18 protein-coding genes and 1 pseudogene are annotated in these 17,389 nt (G+C 57.1%); 3 read left to right on the top strand and 16 right to left on the bottom strand.

The annotated features are described in order from the left end of the window. Positions 1–17: 17 nt before the first annotated feature. The 6 genes and pseudogenes from V6942_RS09125 to V6942_RS09100 all read right to left on the bottom strand — a co-directional run bounded on the left by V6942_RS09125 (position 18) and on the right by V6942_RS09100 (position 5,762). Complete coding sequence (locus V6942_RS09125) at positions 18–893, bottom strand: NAD(P)-dependent oxidoreductase (protein ID WP_182967687.1); 876 nt, start codon at positions 891–893, stop codon at positions 18–20. Between the two features lie 117 nt (positions 894–1,010). After that, positions 1,011–1,944: pseudogene (locus V6942_RS09120) on the bottom strand (MurR/RpiR family transcriptional regulator). Then, a complete protein-coding gene (locus tag V6942_RS09115) occupies positions 1,910–2,860 on the bottom strand; it encodes an ABC transporter substrate-binding protein (RefSeq protein WP_333501136.1) in 951 nt (316 codons plus the stop codon). The pseudogene V6942_RS09120 and the gene V6942_RS09115 overlap by 35 nt, the downstream one beginning before the upstream one ends. Before the next feature lie 6 nt (positions 2,861–2,866). After that, positions 2,867–3,919 (bottom strand): FecCD family ABC transporter permease, encoded by a 1,053-nt coding sequence (locus tag V6942_RS09110; RefSeq protein ID WP_182967685.1) that lies wholly within the window; start codon positions 3,917–3,919, stop codon positions 2,867–2,869. Continuing rightward, positions 3,916–4,941 carry a FecCD family ABC transporter permease gene (locus V6942_RS09105; RefSeq protein WP_106926728.1) on the bottom strand — a complete coding sequence of 342 codons (1,026 nt, stop codon included), beginning with the start codon at positions 4,939–4,941 and terminating at the stop codon, positions 3,916–3,918. The genes V6942_RS09110 and V6942_RS09105 overlap by 4 nt, the downstream gene beginning before the upstream one ends. Further along, positions 4,941–5,762, bottom strand: a complete 822-nt coding sequence (locus V6942_RS09100) for an ABC transporter ATP-binding protein (protein ID WP_106926726.1) — start codon at positions 5,760–5,762, stop codon at positions 4,941–4,943. The genes V6942_RS09105 and V6942_RS09100 overlap by 1 nt, the downstream gene beginning before the upstream one ends. Before the next feature lie 514 nt (positions 5,763–6,276). On the opposite strand from V6942_RS09100, the gene V6942_RS09095 reads away from it, so the two are divergent. Continuing rightward, on the top strand, positions 6,277–8,358 hold the full coding sequence (locus V6942_RS09095) for a TonB-dependent siderophore receptor (protein ID WP_227673974.1): 2,082 nt from the start codon (positions 6,277–6,279) through the stop codon (positions 8,356–8,358). 142 nt (positions 8,359–8,500) lie between these two features. After that, entirely contained in the window at positions 8,501–9,460 is a 960-nt protein-coding gene (ldtC, locus tag V6942_RS09090; RefSeq protein ID WP_106926722.1) for a L,D-transpeptidase LdtC, read from the top strand. Positions 9,461–9,550: 90 nt separating this feature from the next. On the opposite strand, the gene bhsA is transcribed toward ldtC, so the two are convergent. Then, a complete protein-coding gene (gene bhsA / locus V6942_RS09085; protein ID WP_106926720.1) occupies positions 9,551–9,808 on the bottom strand; it encodes a multiple stress resistance protein BhsA in 258 nt (85 codons plus the stop codon). 245 nt (positions 9,809–10,053) lie between these two features. Here bhsA and V6942_RS09080 point away from each other — a divergent pair, with 245 nt between their 5' ends. Next, positions 10,054–10,689 (top strand): TetR/AcrR family transcriptional regulator, encoded by a 636-nt coding sequence (locus V6942_RS09080; protein ID WP_106926718.1) that lies wholly within the window; start codon positions 10,054–10,056, stop codon positions 10,687–10,689. Positions 10,690–10,743: 54 nt separating this feature from the next. Here the strand turns inward: V6942_RS09080 and V6942_RS09075 are convergent, their stop codons facing one another. From V6942_RS09075 to V6942_RS09035, 9 genes are all read right to left on the bottom strand, one after another. Next, positions 10,744–11,280, bottom strand: a complete 537-nt coding sequence (locus V6942_RS09075) for a glycine zipper 2TM domain-containing protein (RefSeq protein ID WP_106926716.1) — start codon at positions 11,278–11,280, stop codon at positions 10,744–10,746. A 262-nt stretch (positions 11,281–11,542) separates the two neighbouring features. Continuing rightward, positions 11,543–12,847, bottom strand: a complete 1,305-nt coding sequence (locus V6942_RS09070) for an NAD(P)/FAD-dependent oxidoreductase (RefSeq protein WP_106926714.1) — start codon at positions 12,845–12,847, stop codon at positions 11,543–11,545. Between the two features lie 273 nt (positions 12,848–13,120). Beyond that, complete coding sequence (ycfP, locus tag V6942_RS09065) at positions 13,121–13,663, bottom strand: alpha/beta hydrolase YcfP (RefSeq protein WP_106926712.1); 543 nt, start codon at positions 13,661–13,663, stop codon at positions 13,121–13,123. 38 nt (positions 13,664–13,701) lie between these two features. Then, a complete protein-coding gene (nagZ, locus tag V6942_RS09060) occupies positions 13,702–14,727 on the bottom strand; it encodes a beta-N-acetylhexosaminidase (protein WP_333501135.1) in 1,026 nt (341 codons plus the stop codon). Next, on the bottom strand, positions 14,715–15,557 hold the full coding sequence (thiK, locus tag V6942_RS09055; protein WP_333501195.1) for a thiamine kinase: 843 nt from the start codon (positions 15,555–15,557) through the stop codon (positions 14,715–14,717). The genes nagZ and thiK overlap by 13 nt, the downstream gene beginning before the upstream one ends. Then, positions 15,538–16,176 carry a penicillin-binding protein activator LpoB gene (lpoB, locus tag V6942_RS09050; protein WP_181358000.1) on the bottom strand — a complete coding sequence of 213 codons (639 nt, stop codon included), beginning with the start codon at positions 16,174–16,176 and terminating at the stop codon, positions 15,538–15,540. Before lpoB ends, thiK begins: the two co-directional genes overlap by 20 nt. Before the next feature lie 22 nt (positions 16,177–16,198). After that, complete coding sequence (locus V6942_RS09045; protein WP_106926704.1) at positions 16,199–16,573, bottom strand: YcfL family protein; 375 nt, start codon at positions 16,571–16,573, stop codon at positions 16,199–16,201. A gap of 3 nt (positions 16,574–16,576) precedes the next feature. Further along, positions 16,577–16,933, bottom strand: coding sequence for a purine nucleoside phosphoramidase (hinT, locus tag V6942_RS09040; protein ID WP_106926702.1), 357 nt, complete (start codon positions 16,931–16,933; stop codon positions 16,577–16,579). 133 nt (positions 16,934–17,066) lie between these two features. Next, complete coding sequence (locus V6942_RS09035; RefSeq protein ID WP_223878932.1) at positions 17,067–17,381, bottom strand: YdbL family protein; 315 nt, start codon at positions 17,379–17,381, stop codon at positions 17,067–17,069. Positions 17,382–17,389 lie beyond the last annotated feature (8 nt).

The following is a 17,389-nucleotide window of genomic DNA, read 5'->3' as shown; positions in this document are numbered from 1 at the left end:
TGCCCCCTCCCCGCACGTTAGATTTGACGCGCGTTATCAAGCCACGCGTACACCGCCGCCAGATCCTGCTCGGCCAGCCCGCCCTGCGCTGCGTTCTCCCACAGTGTGGCAATATCGCTCATCATCGGCATCGTGCCTTGCGGCGCGTTTGCCAGCGCCAGACGCGCATCCTTCAGCGCATGCTGTAGCTGCATCTGCGGGGTATAGTCGTTCTCGCGGATCATCGCCAGCTTCCCTTTCACGTACGGTGCTGCCAGCGGGCCGCCTTCCAGCGTTTCCCAAAGCTTGTCCGCCGTGAAGCCAAACTGTTTTGCCAGCTGCATGCTTTCCGCCACGCCCTGCATCATGGCAATCAGCCAGGCGTTGATCACCAGCTTCATTTTCTGGCTGTTTCCCACCTCACCGTACCACTGTGTCCCGCGAGAAATCGCGTCAAACACCTGCTGCGCCGCCTCGGCGCGGGTGCGATCGCCGCTGGCCATCACCAGGATCTGCGCATTTTCAGCCGGGGCTTTAGTACCGGATACCGGCGCATCGAGATAGAGCATATCCGGGCGCAGCGCGTGAAGCTGCGCGACCGCATTCGCGGTTTCCTGAATCCCGATAGTCCCCATCTGGCAGAAAGTCGCCCCCTGCTGGCAGGACGGGGCTACGGCGCGGATCAGCGACTGCGTCGCATCGCCGTCGGTCAGCATGGCGATAACTACCTGCGCATCGGCGACCGCCAGCGCGGGGTCATTACACAGCTGTAACCCCGCGTGCTCGAGGTCCTCGCCACGGCCTGGCGTGCGGTTCCAGCCGTATACCGTGAAGCCTTTTTTTAGCAGATTGGCCGCAAATGCGTGCCCCATTGCGCCCAATCCCAGAACCGCTACCGCGGGCAGTGCCTTCATTTCTCTCTCCTCACATGCTCGGTCGTTTTTTGTAGCCTGATGATTTTCCGGTCATAATGCAACCGGTTAGTCCATCATAGTGTCCGCCGTTGAGGTCTGGCATTAGCGAGGGTTGCGCTATTCGCTTTTTCGCCCACCGGATTTGCCGATGGCTTTGTGAAGATCGTTAATGCGTTTCATGGAGCGTAGCGTGCGCTGCGAAGCCGTCGACGCGACCGACAGCACCAGCATCTCCAGGCACACCATCACCGTCCCGTGCAACGGCACACGGCCGTTTTCACCACGTGGAACATGGATGACCACCTGAGACATTTCGCTAAACCGCGAGTCGGTTGCCTGGGTCAACAAAATCGTCGGAATACCCAAACGTGCGGCCTCGCGCAGGGTCGTCAGCCCTTCACGGTGCGGAGACTTTTGCCCCATCATAATCAGCACATCGCCACGCTGGAGTGAAATTAACTGTTCAGCCAGGCTAAATCCGGTGCGATTAAGGACATACGACGGCAGGCCGATACGGTTGAACATTCGCGCGGTATAGTCGGTGAGAATACCCGATGCCCCAATGCCAAACAGCGCAACCTGACGGGCGTCGCTCAGCAGCGCGACGGCGCGAGCGATAGCCGCACGGTTATCCGGTGTGGCCAGTACTTCACAGGCGCGCAGGTGTCCTTCCAGGACAAAATCAATGCTGGCGCTGACGTCGCTGGTTAGCGTCGCCACGGTAGAGGCCATTTTTTCTGATGACGTGATGGTCGGGCCAAACCAGTGCTGCATCGTTTGCTTAAGGTCACGTAGCCCGGCGAAGCCTAGCGCCTGAATGGCGCGCACCACCGTCGCATCTGAGGTTTGCGTCGCCGCTGCAATCTCCATTGCCGTGTGGTCAAGCACCGCTTCGCGGTTATCGTCAATCCAGTGCGCCACGGCTAATAGCCGTGGCGACAGCTGTGCCGCCCGGTTGCGCAGGCGCTCGCCGAACAAATCTACTCGTTTTTTTTCCTTACGCTGCACGCTCTGGCTCATTTGCCCTCCGAGGCAAGCGGTCTTCCGGCAATCTGGGACTGCACCTGCGCCACCAGCAGGCTCAACGCCGCATACGAGTTGGAGATAACTTCATCGCGCGGCAGCAGGACATAGTGCCCGGTACGGCAGGCGCGCATAAAATCGCACCAGCCCGGCATCACTTTTTCCATCTCATTGAGCTCATCCTGCGGTTTACCGCCGGTGTCGGAGCGCCAGGTGGCAAAGACAAAATCCGCGTCCAGATCCGGCAGTTGTTCAGCGCTAACGTCGATTCGCTGTCCGTCGGGAATGCGTTCGATCAACGGCGGGAAACGAAAGCCGGCATCGCGCAGGACGCGGCCCAGTGAGTGGTATGAATGATGTACGGTCACTTTGCCATTATTGGCTTGAATGACCGATACGCTGATATTTTGCGTATCCACGGTCTGCTTGAGCTGCGCAATCTGCGTCTGATAGCGGTGGTCAAGCACCGCCAGCCGCGCCTGAGTGCCGGTAAGCTGCGCCAGTTTGCTGTAGATTCGCGGCGCACTGCCCAATAAATGGTCAATACTGACCGTGGGGGCAATTTTTGCCAACTGCTCTATCGGCACATTGCGGTTAGGCTCGGTAATAATCAGGTCAGGCTTTGCCGCCGCCACGGCCTCAAGATCGATATCAGCGGTGCCAATGAACGCGATGTCGCTATTCTCAAAATCCACGCCGGTGAGTTCGGCGCTGGCGCGCAGATAATGGCTACCGTCCGGCCGCGTACGCCCGTGGCTGGCAACCGGCGGCACGCCGAGTTCAATCAGCGGAATGGTAATATCGAGATCGTGCATCGATACAATGCGTTTCGGGTGCTCAGGCACCTGCACCACCCGCCCCAGATCGTCAGTAAATGCCTGCGTTTGCGCGCCAGCAACGGCGCTTATCAGCCACAAAATGGGCAATAACCCTCGAATGGTCATGGATCCTCACAAAGCGTCGCGGCGACGCCACAGCAGTAAAATAAAGAACGGACAGCCGATCAGGGAAATAATGATCCCCGCCGGAATTTGCAGCGGCGCAAACGCCAGGCGCCCAAGGGTATCGGTGAGCAACACCAGCAGTGCGCCAATCAGCGCACTGCCGGAAAGCAGCGCAACCTGCCCCCCGCGCAGTAAGAAGCGCGCCATATGCGGCGCCATCAGTCCGACAAATCCCAGGCTACCGACGCAGGATACGCTCGCCGCCGTCAGCAGCACCGGCGCGAAAAAGCGCAGCAGGGTCAGGCGCGAAAGGCGCACGCCCAGACTGCTGGCAACCGAATTGCCCAGCATCGCCACATCTGCAGCCCGCGCAGTCAGATACAGAATCACGACCGCAGGCAACGCCCACGCGACGGCCACAGCAAGCAGCGGCCAGGTCGCGGCGTGCAGGCTGCCGGCAAGCCAGGTCATCGCCGTCTGGACATCACGTATATCTGCGGTGGTGACAAACAGCCCCATCGCCGCCGACAGCGCCCATGACACGCCAATACCAATCAAAATAAAGCGCGGCCGTGAAAGATCCCGCGCCAGCACAATCACCAGCAGCGCCACCAGGACACCACCGACCATCCCCACCAACGGCCGCCAGGCCAGGCTTAGCGACGGGAAAACGAGGATCAGCGTCAGCACCACAACGCTGGTGCCTTCTTTCACGCCGATAAGCCCAGGGTCGGCCAGACCGTTACGGGTCATCGACTGCATCGCAGCGCCGGCCAGCCCCAGCATACCGCCGCAGAAAATCGCCATCAGCAGGCGCGGCAGGCGGATATCCCGCACGATATAAAGCTGCTGAGCGTTAAGCGACTGGGGATAAAACAACGCTCGCCCTATGTCGCTGGTAGGGATCGGTAACGAACCGCGCGTTACCCCATAGAGCAACAACAGCGCAATCATCACCGCCAGCAGTGCGCTAATTTTTAATAGCCTTGGGCGTAACAAAACCCGCCAGGGGCCTAGCGTCAACGGGCGGAAGCCCGCTTTGGTCACCGCGCGCGTCATTTGAAATACCTCACGGCAATAGCGATAAACACCGGAGCCCCGATCAATGCGGTCATCACCCCCGTGGCGAGCTCCTGCGGGGCCAGCAGCCAGCGGGCAAGAATATCGGCCAGCAGCAGCAGCAGCGCGCCGGTCGGTAGCGCCAGCAACAGCCCAACGCGCACATCCTGCCCGGCCCAGCGACGAATCACATGTGGCACAACCAGCCCAATAAATCCGATCGGCCCGGCGATTGACACCGATGCGCCGCACAGCAGCGCAATCGCCACGACGCCCAGTAGCCGGGTCCGCGCCACCGACACGCCCAGCCCGCTGGCAACGCGGTCGCCCAACGCCAGAATATTCAGCCGCGGCGTCAGGCACGCCGCCATCAGCACACCCAATAGTGCCGGGAGGCAGGCCAGCTGTAGCGAGGGAAAATTCATACCGGCTAAATCACCGGCGAGCCAGGTGCGCATCGCCTGGAGCGTCTGCTCATCCAGGATCAAAATAGAGGCCGTTATCGCTGAAGCAAACGCCGATAGCGCCACGCCGCAGAGGGTTATTTTCATGGCCGTCGCCCCCGCGCGTCCGGCGCAGGCCAGCAGCATGACCAGACCAAACAGGGCCGCCGCCCCGCCCGCTGCTGCCAGCGGGCGGCTGATACCCCAGTCGCTAAACGACACCCCTGCCGCCGAGCAGGCCACCACCGCCAGCGTGGCACCGGCGTTCAGGCCGAGGATATGCGGCTCACCTAAAGGATTGCGAATAACGGTTTGTAGCAACAGACCCGCCGCGCCAAGCGACGCGCCGGTGAGCAGCGCCGCCAGCAGTCGGGTTAATCGCAGGCTGACAATAATGCGATGGTCAAAATTACGCGGATCGTAGTGGAATAAGGCCTCCACCACGACGCGCGGCGCAATCATCCGCGCGCCAAGGCCAAGATGGATAATCGCCGCCGCGCACAACAGCGCACCAAGCAGCATCAATGCCGAGAACGGACGGAAAGAACGCGGTCGCGCCAGCATGCTTTGCTCCGACATCAGGACAACGCCGAACGCGCGCAAAACGGCATAAACAACGGTTTGCCGGTCTGCGGGTTATGCAACATCTGCACGTCAACGTCGAACACCTGTTTGATCAGCGTCGGCGTGCACGTTTGCTGCTCATCAATCACGCCCGCAATACGCCCCTGCTTCATAAACACCAGCGTATCGGCATAGTTAACGGCAAAATTGAGATCGTGCAGTACGGTAATGACCGTGCGCCCATGTTCGCGGGTCAGTTGCTGAAGGAGTTCAAGGATCTCCACCTGGTAGCGCAGATCGAGCCAGGTGGTTGGCTCATCCAGTAAAATGGTAGGGGTTTGCTGCGCCAGGGCCATAGCAATCCAGCAGCGCTGACGCTGGCCGCCGGAAAGACTGTCTACCGCCAGATGCGCATATTCCAGCGTCCCGGTCAGCCGAAGCGCCTCTTCCACCGCCAGCTCGTCCTGCTCTGACCACTGACGAATCAGCCCCTGCCAGGGATAGCGGCCACGCGACACCAGTTCAAATACCGTCAAACCTTCCGGGGTCAGCGGCGACTGCGGCAGCAGCCCCAACTGGCGTGCGACCTGCTTTGTCGGTTGCTGATGAATATCGCGACCATCAAGACGTACACAGCCGCCCAGCGGCTTGAGCATGCGCGCAATCGTATTCAGTAAGGTGGACTTACCCGACCCGTTAGCCCCTGCCAGCACCGTCATTTTACCGACGGGCAGCGTCAGGCTGATGTTATCGACAATTCGCTGATTACCGTATCCTGCGCACAGGGATTCCAGCACAATCCCGCTTTCCTGCGGGGTATCTTGCCGCTGAGGCATATTTCGTTCTCTCCGGCCGCAACGACGTGATATCGTTTCGCACTTTAAATAAATCTCATTCTCTTTTGATCATGCAATGACGTAATGTAGTAGTCAAGCTCGCTACATTACCACTTTGCTTCATAAGGTTTTCGAGCGCCGCCGCGTTCCGCCAGACACATCATGAACAATAAAAATATAAATATTCAAATAGTTAAAACAGACCACCTCGTTACTCTCGCCCCTGAAAGCCTGCGTTACCTGTGCCTTATAAATTTATTCCTCCATGCATTTACTACTACATTTCGTCATGTTTGAATGATTCTCATTACACATCCGGAACGTTTATAACGCTTGTGAACGGATAGATTTTGCGATTCAGGGCAATGATTTTTATACAATTTGTCTGCCGTCCATCGGCAGATTTTTTATGGGAAACAGAGAGATGACACAGTTATCCCCGACGTTCACGGGAACTACCGGGCGCGCACTTTTTTCACTGCTTTTTCTGGGGGCGGTCGCGTCCCCTTCGCTGATGGCGGCGGAAGCACAGCCGCAGGGTGACGCGGCAAAAAAAGAAGAATCCATGACGGTGGTCGGCGCGACCGCGCAGGCAGATCGGGACGTGACGGACGGCTACCAGCCGCTCAGCAGCTCGACGGCCACGTTGACCTCAATGCCTATGCTCGATATTCCGCAGGTGGTGAATACCGTCAGCGATCGGGTACTGGCCGATCAGCATGCCACTTCACTCGATGAAGCGCTGTATAACGTCGCCAACGTTGTGCAAACCAATACCCTCGGCGGCACCCAGGATGCCTTCACCCGTCGCGGCTTTGGCGCAAACCGCGACGGTTCGATTATGACCAACGGTCTACGTACCGTATTGCCGCGCAGTTTTAATGCCGCGACGTCGCGTGTTGAAGTGTTGAAAGGACCCGCCTCGACGCTGTATGGCATACTCGATCCCGGCGGGCTGATTAATGTTGTCACCAAACGCCCGGAACGTACCTTTTCGGGTGATATTTCCGCCACCTCCAGCAGCTTCGGCGGCGGTACCGGACAGATTGACGTCACCGGGCCTATCGACGGTACCCGGCTGGCCTATCGCCTGATTGGTGAATACCAGAATGAAGATTACTGGCGCAGCTTTGGTCAGTCGCGTAGCAGCTTTATTGCCCCTTCCCTGACCTGGTTTGGCGATGACGCCACGGTTAACCTGTCGTGGTCCCACCGGAACTACAATACGCCTTTCGATCGCGGCACAATTTTTGACCTGAATACCGGTCAGGCGGTTAACGTACCGAGTAAAGAACGCTTCGACGAACCGTTTAACATTACCGACGGCAATTCTGACCTCGCGCAGTTGAACGCGGAGTACCGTCTCAATAGCCAATGGACCGCGCGTTTCGACTACAGCTTCAGCCAGGATATGTACAGCGACAACCAGGCGCGCGTGATGGCCTATGACGCCAAAACCGGCGACCTGACCCGCCGCGTCGACGCCACGCAGGGTTCAACCCAGCGCATGCATGCCACGCGGGCAGATTTACAAGGAAACGTGGTGATCGGTGGCTTCTATAATGAGCTGCTCACCGGCATCGCCTATGAGAATTATGACCTGCTGCGCACGGATATGATCCGCTGTAAGAATGTTAAAAAGAGCCTTAATATCTACAATCCGGTGTACGGTACGCTGGATAAATGCACCACCGTGTCGGCTGCCGACAGCGATCAGCGTATTCAGCAGGAAACCTACGCCACCTATTTACAGGACGCGTTATATCTGACGGATAAATGGATTGCGGTCGCGGGCGTGCGCTACCAGTACTACACCCAGTATGCGGGCAAAGGCCGTCCGTTCCAGGCAAATACCGACAGCCAGGATGAAAAACTGACGCCGAAATTCGGCCTGGTGTACAAACTGTCGCCGCAGGTCTCGCTATTCGGTAACGTCGCGCAGTCGTTTATGCCGCAGTCCTCTATTGCCAGCTACATTGGCGATCTGCCGCCGGAAGAAGCAACCTCCTACGAAGTCGGCGCCAAGTTCGACCTCTTCGACGGTGTAACGTCGAACGTGACCTTCTTTGATATCCACAAACGCAACGTGCTGTATACCGAAACCATCGGCGATGAAACCTACGCGAAAACCGCCGGGAAAGTCCGCTCACGGGGGATTGAAGTTGACGTTGCCGGTTCATTGACCGACAACCTGAATATTATCGGCAGCTATGGCTACACCGACGCGAAGGTTCTGGAAGATCCGGACTATGCGGGTAAGCCGCTGCCGAACGTGCCGCGCCACACCGGTTCGCTATTCCTGACCTATGACATTCACAACGTCTACGACAGCAATACCTTAACCGTAGGCGGCGGTGGTCACGCTCTGAGCCGCCGTTCCGGCACCAACGGCGCGGACTACTACTTACCGGGTTATGCCGTCGCGGACGTTTTCGCCGCGTACAAAATGAAGCTGCAATATCCGGTCACCTTGCAGGTTAACGTTAAGAACCTGTTTAACAAGACCTACTACACCTCGTCAATTGCCAGCAATAACCTGGGTAACCAGATTGGCGACCCGCGTGAAGTGCAGTTTACGGTGAAAATGTCCTTCTGATCCTGCCGCCCGGGGCCAGCGTACGTGCAGGCTTCGGGCTTTACATACTCTTTCAATCCATCGTCACTTCCCTACAGTATCCTTACGCATAATAGCCACTTTAACTTTTGGACAACATTTGTGACTTTGAGGGATTAGTGCGATGCGACACACACTGCAACTTTCACGCTGGCTGGCCGGGATTGTGCTTGCCGTCAGCGTTGCGCTGCCGGTCAGCGCCAACACCTGGCCGCTGCCGCCGCCGGGTAGCCGCCTGGTGGGTGAAAACCGCTTCCACGTCGTCGAAAACAACGGCGGTTCACTGGAAGCCATTGCGAAAAAATATAACGTCGGTTTCCTGGCGCTGCTGCAGGCCAATCCAGGCGTTGACCCTTACGTACCGCGTCCCGGCAGCGTGCTGACCATCCCACTGCAGACGCTGCTGCCGGATGTACCGCGTGAAGGCATTGTGCTTAACCTCGCCGAGCTACGGCTGTATTACTATCCGCCGGGCAGCAATACCGTCACCGTTTACCCTATTGGCATCGGTCAGCTTGGCGGCACCACGGTGACACCGACCATGGTCACCACCGTCTCCGATAAACGCGCCAATCCGACCTGGACGCCGACGGCCAACATCCGCGCACGCTACCGCGCGCAGGGCATCGAGCTGCCTGCGGTCATGCCGGCCGGGCCGGACAACCCGATGGGCCATCACGCCATTCGTCTGGCGGCCTACGGCGGTGTGTACCTGCTGCACGGCACCAATGCCGATTTCGGCATCGGTATGCGCGTGAGCTCCGGCTGTATTCGCCTGCGCGATAACGACATTAAGGCGTTGTACGATAAGGTGTCCCCGGGCACTAAAGTGAACATTATTAATACGCCGATCAAAGCGTCTATTGAGCCAAACGGCGTGCATCTGGTCGAGGTCCACCAGCCGTTGTCTGAGCATATTGATGACGATCCGAAAACGCTGCCGATTGTGCTGAATGCCAGCATGCAGGCGTTTAGCCAAAGCGCGGGTACCGATGCGGAAGTGATGAATAAAGTCATGACCGTGCGTTCCGGTATGCCGGTCGATGTGACCCGCCATCACGGCGTCACGCAGCAAAATATGTAGAAAAAACGCTGAAAAGTAAAAGGCCCTGAGCGGGATACGCTCAGGGCCTTTTTTATTGCAGTGACATAAGCATTATGAGGGTTTTAACGCTTATTTATAGATTACCGCAGTGCCGTGGAGGGAGTTCGGACCGCTAACAGAGGTGATGCGGAAAGATTTCGCACCCATTTCGTCAGCTTTCTGCGCTAATTCTTGTTCCAGGGATGCCAGGTTCGGGCCTGCGGACGCGGCAATGTTGCCGACTTTATGCTGGTCTGCCGGAGTGGATTGCACTTCAACAGCGGCAAAACTTGCAAATGACAGAGAGCTCAGTACAGCGGCGATGGCCAGGGTTTTTACGTTTTTCATGATTGTTACCTTGCAGATGAATTTTGTAGGTCAGACGTTATTAACTTAACGATCGATAAGATAATAATAATGAGATCCAGGTCACACGTCAACGTATTTTTATAACGACCGTTTATTTATTATAAATTCATATATTTTTCATACAAATATGATGAATTCGTATTTCTCGGCGGAAGCGCTAGCCCCCGTCGCAGATTATTTTTATAATGACCGTTCACTAATCACCGACTGAGGTAGGCGGCACGATGACAACTGACACGCAAGGTTGCGCGAAAAAAGGCCGTGGGCGACCTAAAGTATTCGACCGGGAAGCGGCGCTTGATAAAGCGATGACGCTATTCTGGCAGTATGGTTACGAAGCAACATCCCTCTCCGACCTTGTCGAGGCTACGGGGGCAAAGGCACCGACGCTGTACGCTGAATTTGTGAATAAAGAGGGGCTGTTCCGCGCCGTTCTCGATCACTATATCAGCCGCTTTGCATCGAAGAATGAAGCCTGTCTGTTTTGCGAAGAACAGACGCTCATTGAAGCGTTACGCAACTATTTCACCGCTGTCGCAACCTGCTTTACCAGCAAGGACACGCCGGCGGGCTGCTTTATGATTAACACGTCGGCGGCCCTGGCGGCGTCTTCTAAAGAGATCGCGAAGACTATCAAGTCACGCCACGCGGTACAGGAGCAGACGCTGAGCCAGTTCCTGCAGCTGCGGCAAGCGCGCGGGGAAATCCCGGCAGAGAAAAACGTCGCCGAACTGGCGCTGTTCCTGGGCTGTATTTTACAGGGCATGTCAATCAGCGCTCGCGAAGGGGCAAGCTTTGAAACGCTGATGCAAATTACGGAAACCACCCTGCGTCTGTGGCCGCAGATGATTACCGCATAAAAAAACGCCCCGCAGTCGGGGAGACGACGGGGCGAATCGCACACTCATGCTTTTTTAGGCTTTATTCAGTACCAGCTGGCCGTTGCTGTCCAGCGGGATCTGGCTACCAGGCTGTTTATCCATGCGGATTTTTCCCTGCTGGTCGCCGATTTTATAAGTCACATCATAGCCGAGCGTCTTCTCAGACTTGTCATACACCGTCTTACAACGCTGCTCGGTGGTGGTGTAGGTATCGTTGTTCTGCATCGCACCCTGCACCTGATTACCGGCATAGCCGCCGCCCAGCGCACCGACGACGGTGGCAACGTCTTTACCTCGCCCGCCGCCGAACTGATGACCAATGACACCGCCTGCCACCGCGCCCAGCACTGAGCCAGCGATACGATTTTCATCCTGGACCGCACGACGGTGGGTGACCGTCACGTTGCGGCACTCTTTACGCGGGTTTTTTACGGTTTCCTTGATGGGCGTAGCGGAGATCACCTGCGCATACTGCGGGCCGCGATCGAAGACATTCATACTCGCCACGGCAGCCACCCCAAGCGCGGCGGCGACGCCAATACCCATACCCGCCAACATTGATTTATTCACGGGACATCCTCCTTTGTTGCTATTGGTAACAATTGTGCAACTTAAGGTAAATGACCGCTATCAGACAAAAGCCCAAAAGCAGGATTTTCTCTGGCGAAAGAGGTGTTTGAGAGGATTCTGAAGGCCAACGAGAGGATAAACACGGGTAACGATTTGAAACCTGGAAAGCGTGGCACCATCAGGCTACGTTGGCATGCATTGCCGAATAGCGCTGTGCCAATCCGGCCTGCACGCATCAGAACATGCAGGCCGGGTGCAGAGATTAGTGCAGCTTCAGACGCGGGCGAATGACGCGGTTGATACTTCCCACCAGCATCATCAGACCGGTTTTGCAGTAACCGTGCAGCGCAATCTGGTGCATACGATACAGCGAGATATACACCATACGGGCAATACGCCCTTCTACCATCATTGAGCCGCGCATCAGGTTGCCCATCAGGCTGCCAACGGTCGAGTAGTTGGACAGTGACACCAGAGAGCCGTGATCCTTATAGGTGTACGGCTTCAGCTCTTTGCCTTTCATCTGTGCCAGAATGTTATTCAGCGCACAGGTTGCCATCTGGTGTGCAGCCTGGGCGCGCGGCGGCACAAAGCCCCCTTCAGGACGCGCGCAGGATGCGCAGTCGCCGATCGCATAGATATCCGGGTCGCGGGTGGTTTGCAGCGTCGGCTCCACCACCAGCTGATTAATGCGGTTGGTTTCCAGCCCGCCGATCTCTTTCATAAAGTCCGGCGCTTTGATGCCTGCCGCCCACACCATCAGATCGGCCTGAATATATTCGCCGTCTTTGGTGTGCAAACCGCCCTGGTCAGCGCTGGTCACCATCGTTTGGGTCAGTACGCGCACGCCCATTTTAGTCAGTTCGCTGTGCGCAGCGCCGGAAATGCGCGGCGGCAGCGCGGGCAGAATGCGTTCGCCGGCTTCCACCAGCGTGACGTTCAGCGCTTCATTGCTCAGGCCTTTATAGCCGTAGCTGTGCAGCTGTTTCACCGCGTTGTGCAGCTCAGCCGACAGCTCAACGCCGGTCGCCCCGCCGCCGACAATCGCAATGTTGACCTTGCCATTCGCGCCAAGGTTAGCCGAATATTTCAGGAACAGGTTCAGCATTTCCTGGTGGAAACGACGCGCCTGATGCGGGTTATCGAGGAAGATACAGTGCTCTTTCACGCCCGGGGTGTTGAAATCGTTCGAGGTGCTGCCCAGCGCCATCACCAGCGTGTCATACGCCAGCTTACGCTCCGGCACCAGCAGCTCGCCCTTTTCATCGCGCAGCTCGGCCAGCGTAATGGTTTTTGCTTCGCGGTTGATGTCCATCACCGAACCCAGCTGGAACTGGAAATGATGATTACGCGCATGCGCCAGATAGCTCAGCGCATCTACGCCTTCGTCAAGCGAACCGGTCGCCACTTCGTGCAGCAGCGGCTTCCACAGGTGGCTATGGTTACGGTCTACCAGCGTAATTTTCGCTTTTTTACCGCGGCCAAGTTTGTGCCCCAGCTGAGTCGCCAGTTCCAGGCCGCCAGCGCCGCCACCTACAATTACAATTTTCTTCATTGGCGTAGTCACGAGACCCCCTTAAAATTTATTAACCAATTGTTAATTAAAAGTTATAAATATAGCCTTTAATTAACAACAAGTTACTAACAAGAAACCATTCAGCTGCAATGAGAATAACATGAATGGTGCATTGGTCATACCAAAATTGATGTGTATCAAGTTTTATCGCGCAGAAGTTGAACGAACGGCGGCTAAGCCCGCAAAAAACGCCCGTGCCAGGTTAAAAATTAACAAAAAAAAGCCCCGGCGACTCGACGACGCCGGGGCTTTTCCGATCCGCGTTTAACCTAACGTTTTAAACGCTTTGATTCGCTGCAGGTGCGGCGAGATATTCTTGAACTTATGGCCCTGCTGTTCGTCCCAGATGATCTCGTAGTAATGATGCAGCATGTCAGCTGAACGCTGGCTATCCAGCGCGTCATCATGACGAGAGAGAATGGCCAGGCAACGATCGCGGTTTTTCTCACGGAAGTTATTGACGCACTTAGTGGCAATATCCACGTACTCTTCCGGGCGATCTATCTTGCCGTCCATGTTCTCGTTGGGGAACAGATTCGGGTTAAACATCACCTGACGAATATCACACAGGAAACCGATACGTTCGGCCCAATAGCCACCCAGCCCCACGCCGCAAATCAGCGGACGCTCATCGGCGTTCAGCTGCAGCATTTTGTCCACTTCTTTAAGCAGATGCTGCATGTCATGCTTCGGATGCCGCGTGCTGTAGCTAATCAACCGTACATCCGGGTCGATAAACTGCAGCTGCAGCACTTTTTCATGGTTACCAGGGCTATTCGAGTCAAAACCGTGTAAATAGATAATCATCGCGTCCTCACCACACCATTACTCCCACACCGGGAGGGTTAATGACCAGCCTTCACATCCTGCCAGCGTTCATGGAGTTGTTCCAACTGAGCGCTAACCGTTTTCCAGCGGGCGGAGTCCATCAGTTCCTGACGGCTAAATGAACCTTTATGATACAACTTCGTAACACGCTCTGCGTTGATCGGTGACAGGTTATCCAGCACGCTCACCGCACCTTTACGATTATTGCAGACGAGGATCATATCGCAACCGGCATCGAGCGACGCCTGGCCGCGCTCGGCGTAGCTCCCCATAATTGCCGCGCCTTCCATCGACAGATCGTCAGAGAAAATAACGCCGTTGAACCCCAGCTCGCCGCGCAGTACGGTTTGCAGCCAATGGGCGGAACCGCTGGCTGGACGCGGATCGACCGCATCATAAATAACGTGCGCCGGCATAATCGCGTCCAGCGCATTCTCGGTAATTAACGTCCTGAACACCGCCATATCTTTTGCACGGATGTCCGCTTCCGGACGAGGATCGTGCGGCGTCTCTTTGTGCGAGTCGGCGGTGACCGCGCCGTGGCCCGGGAAATGTTTACCGGTGGTTTTCATACCGGCACTGTGCATACCGTCAATAAAATGGCGTGCCATCGCCAGCGCCTTTTGCGGGTCTTCATGATAGGAGCGCTCGCCGATGGCGGTGCAAATGTGCCCAACGTCCAGCACCGGCGCGAAGCTGATATCAATATCCATGGCGATCATTTCGCTGGCCATCAACCAGCCCGCCTCGGCCGCCATGCGCCCCCCTTGCTCTTCGCCCAGAACGGCAGCAAAAGACTGCGCGGCCGGCAGGCGGGTGAAACCTTCACGGAAGCGCTGCACGCGGCCGCCTTCCTGATCCACGGCCACCACCAGATGGTTACGCGACGCGCTGCGAATCTGGCGTACCAGCTCACGTAGCTGCGCCGGATCGTGATAGTTACGGGTAAACAGAATTAAGCCACCCACCAGCGGGTGCGCCAGAATCTCACGTTCTTCGGCATCCAGCTCGTAGCCTTCCACATCCAACATTACTGGCCCCACACGGCCTCCTTATCATTCTTAAGCTGCTGCCAGGTTTCATTGGCCAGCGTGATAAATTGTTCGTCACCGGTCTGCTGCCAGCGACACTCGAACCAGCCCGCCATCAGCATCAGTACCCATGGTCGCCAGCGCATTGTCTGACGCCAAAGCCGTTCCGGCGGTATTCTCGCCAGCATGGCGTAGGCCAGCATCAGCTGATGACGCTGTTGATTGTCCTTCGTCCACACGGCCGCCAGCTCCAGGGCAACATCACCGTCACCGGCGTATTCCCAGTCGATCAGACGTAAACCGTCTACCGTGTGCACAATATTGCCCGCGTGGACATCCATATGCAGCGGCGCCAGCCGTAACGGGCGCGGCTCCCCCTGCTGACGCAGGCGCTGCAAACAGCGAAGCCAGCGCGGGGTTCGTCGCGACGGGCTACACTGCTGCCAGTACTGCTCAAGCAGCGGCAGCAAAGCGAGCCGCCAGCCGAATCGGCGCTGCTGGTGTAAATCATACAGGAGAGTGGCCAGCGGTCGAGGCGCCGGGAGCACGCTTTTGATCTCTCCGGCTAAAAAATCGACCGCCATCCAGCCGGGCGTATAAAAGATAGGCTTTGGCGCCAGCGTCGACGGTAGCTGACGCAGCGCATGATACTGGCGAAGGAATTCGCTTTCCGGCGCATCGGGCGCGTGATGCTGGCGTAGCACCAGCCGCCTTTCGCCGCATTGCAGAATACAGCTGCTGCCGCTCAGCCCTGAAGTTTCAGGGCTGGCGACGACGTGATAATGCGGAAATTCGCGTGACAACAGCGCGTCACGCGAGAGCTTACTGTTGCGCAACCGCACCCTTACCTGACCAGACGATTTCACCGCTTTGCACCAGCATCAGCTGCATTTGCAGCGTCGGCGCATTGACGTTGCCGGTGGCGTTGGTATACAGCACATACTGGGCGCCGACGTTGCGGGCAATCCCCATCGCTTTACTGCGCGAACCCAGGCTATCCTGCGGCGACAGGCCCAGCTGTTGTTTCGCTACCGCCAGCTGCTGCGCAGAGACCAGCGTGAACTTGCCGTTCCCCGCCAGCGCATTACGCAGCGCGGTGGTGGCTTCGCCCGCGTTCAGCGAACCGTTGGTGCGGTTGTTGACGCTATCGACCAGCAGAATGCTGCCCGCGTTAACGCCGCCGGTTTGCAGCATTTTTGCGACCAGCGGCTGCGTTGCGCCGTTCCAGTCGTAATGACGCACACGCGGCGTAGGCTGCGCTGGCGTTTCTCCGCCGTGCTCAATCGGCCCCGGCTGCTGCGGAATCGTCGGCACCGTCGGTACCGTTGGCACCGGCTGCTGCGGCTCAACAGGCTGCTGTGGCTGCTGCGGATTCGCCGTCTCTACCGGTGCAGGCTGTTGACGTACCGTACACCCGGCAAGCACGATTGCCAGCGAAGCAATCAACGCATAGCGACCCAATTTACTCATTCCTGTTTACCCCTCAGAGATAAAGATGCAGTCGGGCTTTATGCGCCCCCAAACCGTTAGCTGTCCCGTACAGGGTGACCGAGCCCATCGCGGGTATCGTCACGCTGCGCGGCGCCTCCAGCGGGTGCATTTCCAGCCCTCTGGCGTCATACCAATAAAAACGATAATGAACGGTGACCGGCTCTCGCCTTTCATTGAACAGCTTTGCACTGGCGGTGGCCTGAATGTCCGACAGCGTCAGTTCAGGCTGTTCTGCGCTGATCCCGGCGGCCAGAACGTTGGACTCCATCACCAGCGTCTGCTGTTCACCGACGGCGATTTCCGGGCGTGAATGACACCCGGATAGCAGCGCCGTAGCCAGCAAAAGAACCAGACATGCCGATTTCATAAGTTAGCCTTTATGTGCCAGCATCGGCCCCAGCGGGCGCCCGCCCAGCAGGTGCATATGAATGTGGTAAACTTCCTGACCGCCGTGACGGTTGCAGTTCATGATCAGGCGGTAGCCATCTTCGGCAATCCCTTCATCCTGCGCAATTTTGGCCGCCACCGTGACCATCCGCCCCAGCGTTTGCTCATGCTCCGCGCTAACGTCATTAGTGGTGGCAATCAGCGTATTTGGCACAATCAGAATGTGGGTTGGTGCCTGCGGAGAGATATCACGAAAAGCGGTCACCAGTTCATCCTGATACACCATGTCCGACGGGATTTCCCGACGAATAATTTTGCTGAAAATGGTTTCTTCTGCCATAACGAATTCCTTTATTATTGTCCTATGCCGTCGGTAAAAGCGTGGCCGACAAACAGGTTAGATGCCAGGATTATGAGCGAGTTACAGCCCTTCTTTCAACCGGAATAGACTTTTTCTTATCCCTGCCAGTATGTTACTTGCGCACCCACTGACCGTTAATCCCCTGCACATATTCCCCAGGCTGCGCTTTTTCAATCAGTTTTTTTCCAGCGAGCCGCGCCACGTCCTGCGGCGGCAGGTTATGACTTTGCGCAAGCTGCTGATAGCTCTCACTACGGGCCTGATTAATCTTTTTCACCAGCGCCAGCGTTTCACTGTCCTGCGCGATCGGCGCCAGATAGCCGCCCTGCGTTTCGCCTACCCGCCCCTGTGTGCGGGCGTCCGACAGCGTTAATGCCATCGCCTGCGCGCCGATCAGGCCCCCCAGCAAAACCGCGATTATACGCATTTGTCTTA

It is taken from the genome of Kluyvera genomosp. 2, assembly GCF_036759865.1.
GTDB classification, from domain to species: domain Bacteria; phylum Pseudomonadota; class Gammaproteobacteria; order Enterobacterales; family Enterobacteriaceae; genus Kluyvera; species Kluyvera ascorbata_B.
The sequence above is the reverse complement of the archived record's forward strand: the minus strand, read 5'-3'. Positions and strand labels throughout refer to the sequence as shown.

What these genes read in the sequence shown, in the direction of transcription:
- V6942_RS09125 (WP_182967687.1), bottom strand. Translation starts at nt 893, where the DNA reads ATGAAGGCACTGCCCGCGGTAGCGGTTCTGGGATTGGGCGCAATGGGG.
- V6942_RS09100 (WP_106926726.1), bottom strand. Translation starts at nt 5,762, where the DNA reads ATGCCTCAGCGGCAAGATACCCCGCAGGAAAGCGGGATTGTGCTGGAA.
- V6942_RS09045 (WP_106926704.1), bottom strand. Translation starts at nt 16,573, where the DNA reads ATGAAATCGGCATGTCTGGTTCTTTTGCTGGCTACGGCGCTGCTATCC.
- V6942_RS09110 (WP_182967685.1), bottom strand. Translation starts at nt 3,919, where the DNA reads ATGACGCGCGCGGTGACCAAAGCGGGCTTCCGCCCGTTGACGCTAGGC.
- V6942_RS09115 (WP_333501136.1), bottom strand. Translation starts at nt 2,860, where the DNA reads ATGACCATTCGAGGGTTATTGCCCATTTTGTGGCTGATAAGCGCCGTT.
- hinT (WP_106926702.1), bottom strand. Translation starts at nt 16,933, where the DNA reads ATGGCAGAAGAAACCATTTTCAGCAAAATTATTCGTCGGGAAATCCCG.
- V6942_RS09105 (WP_106926728.1), bottom strand. Translation starts at nt 4,941, where the DNA reads ATGTCGGAGCAAAGCATGCTGGCGCGACCGCGTTCTTTCCGTCCGTTC.
- ldtC (WP_106926722.1), top strand. Translation starts at nt 8,501, where the DNA reads ATGCGACACACACTGCAACTTTCACGCTGGCTGGCCGGGATTGTGCTT.
- bhsA (WP_106926720.1), bottom strand. Translation starts at nt 9,808, where the DNA reads ATGAAAAACGTAAAAACCCTGGCCATCGCCGCTGTACTGAGCTCTCTG.
- ycfP (WP_106926712.1), bottom strand. Translation starts at nt 13,663, where the DNA reads ATGATTATCTATTTACACGGTTTTGACTCGAATAGCCCTGGTAACCAT.
- V6942_RS09095 (WP_227673974.1), top strand. Translation starts at nt 6,277, where the DNA reads ATGGCGGCGGAAGCACAGCCGCAGGGTGACGCGGCAAAAAAAGAAGAA.
- V6942_RS09080 (WP_106926718.1), top strand. Translation starts at nt 10,054, where the DNA reads ATGACAACTGACACGCAAGGTTGCGCGAAAAAAGGCCGTGGGCGACCT.
- V6942_RS09035 (WP_223878932.1), bottom strand. Translation starts at nt 17,381, where the DNA reads ATGCGTATAATCGCGGTTTTGCTGGGGGGCCTGATCGGCGCGCAGGCG.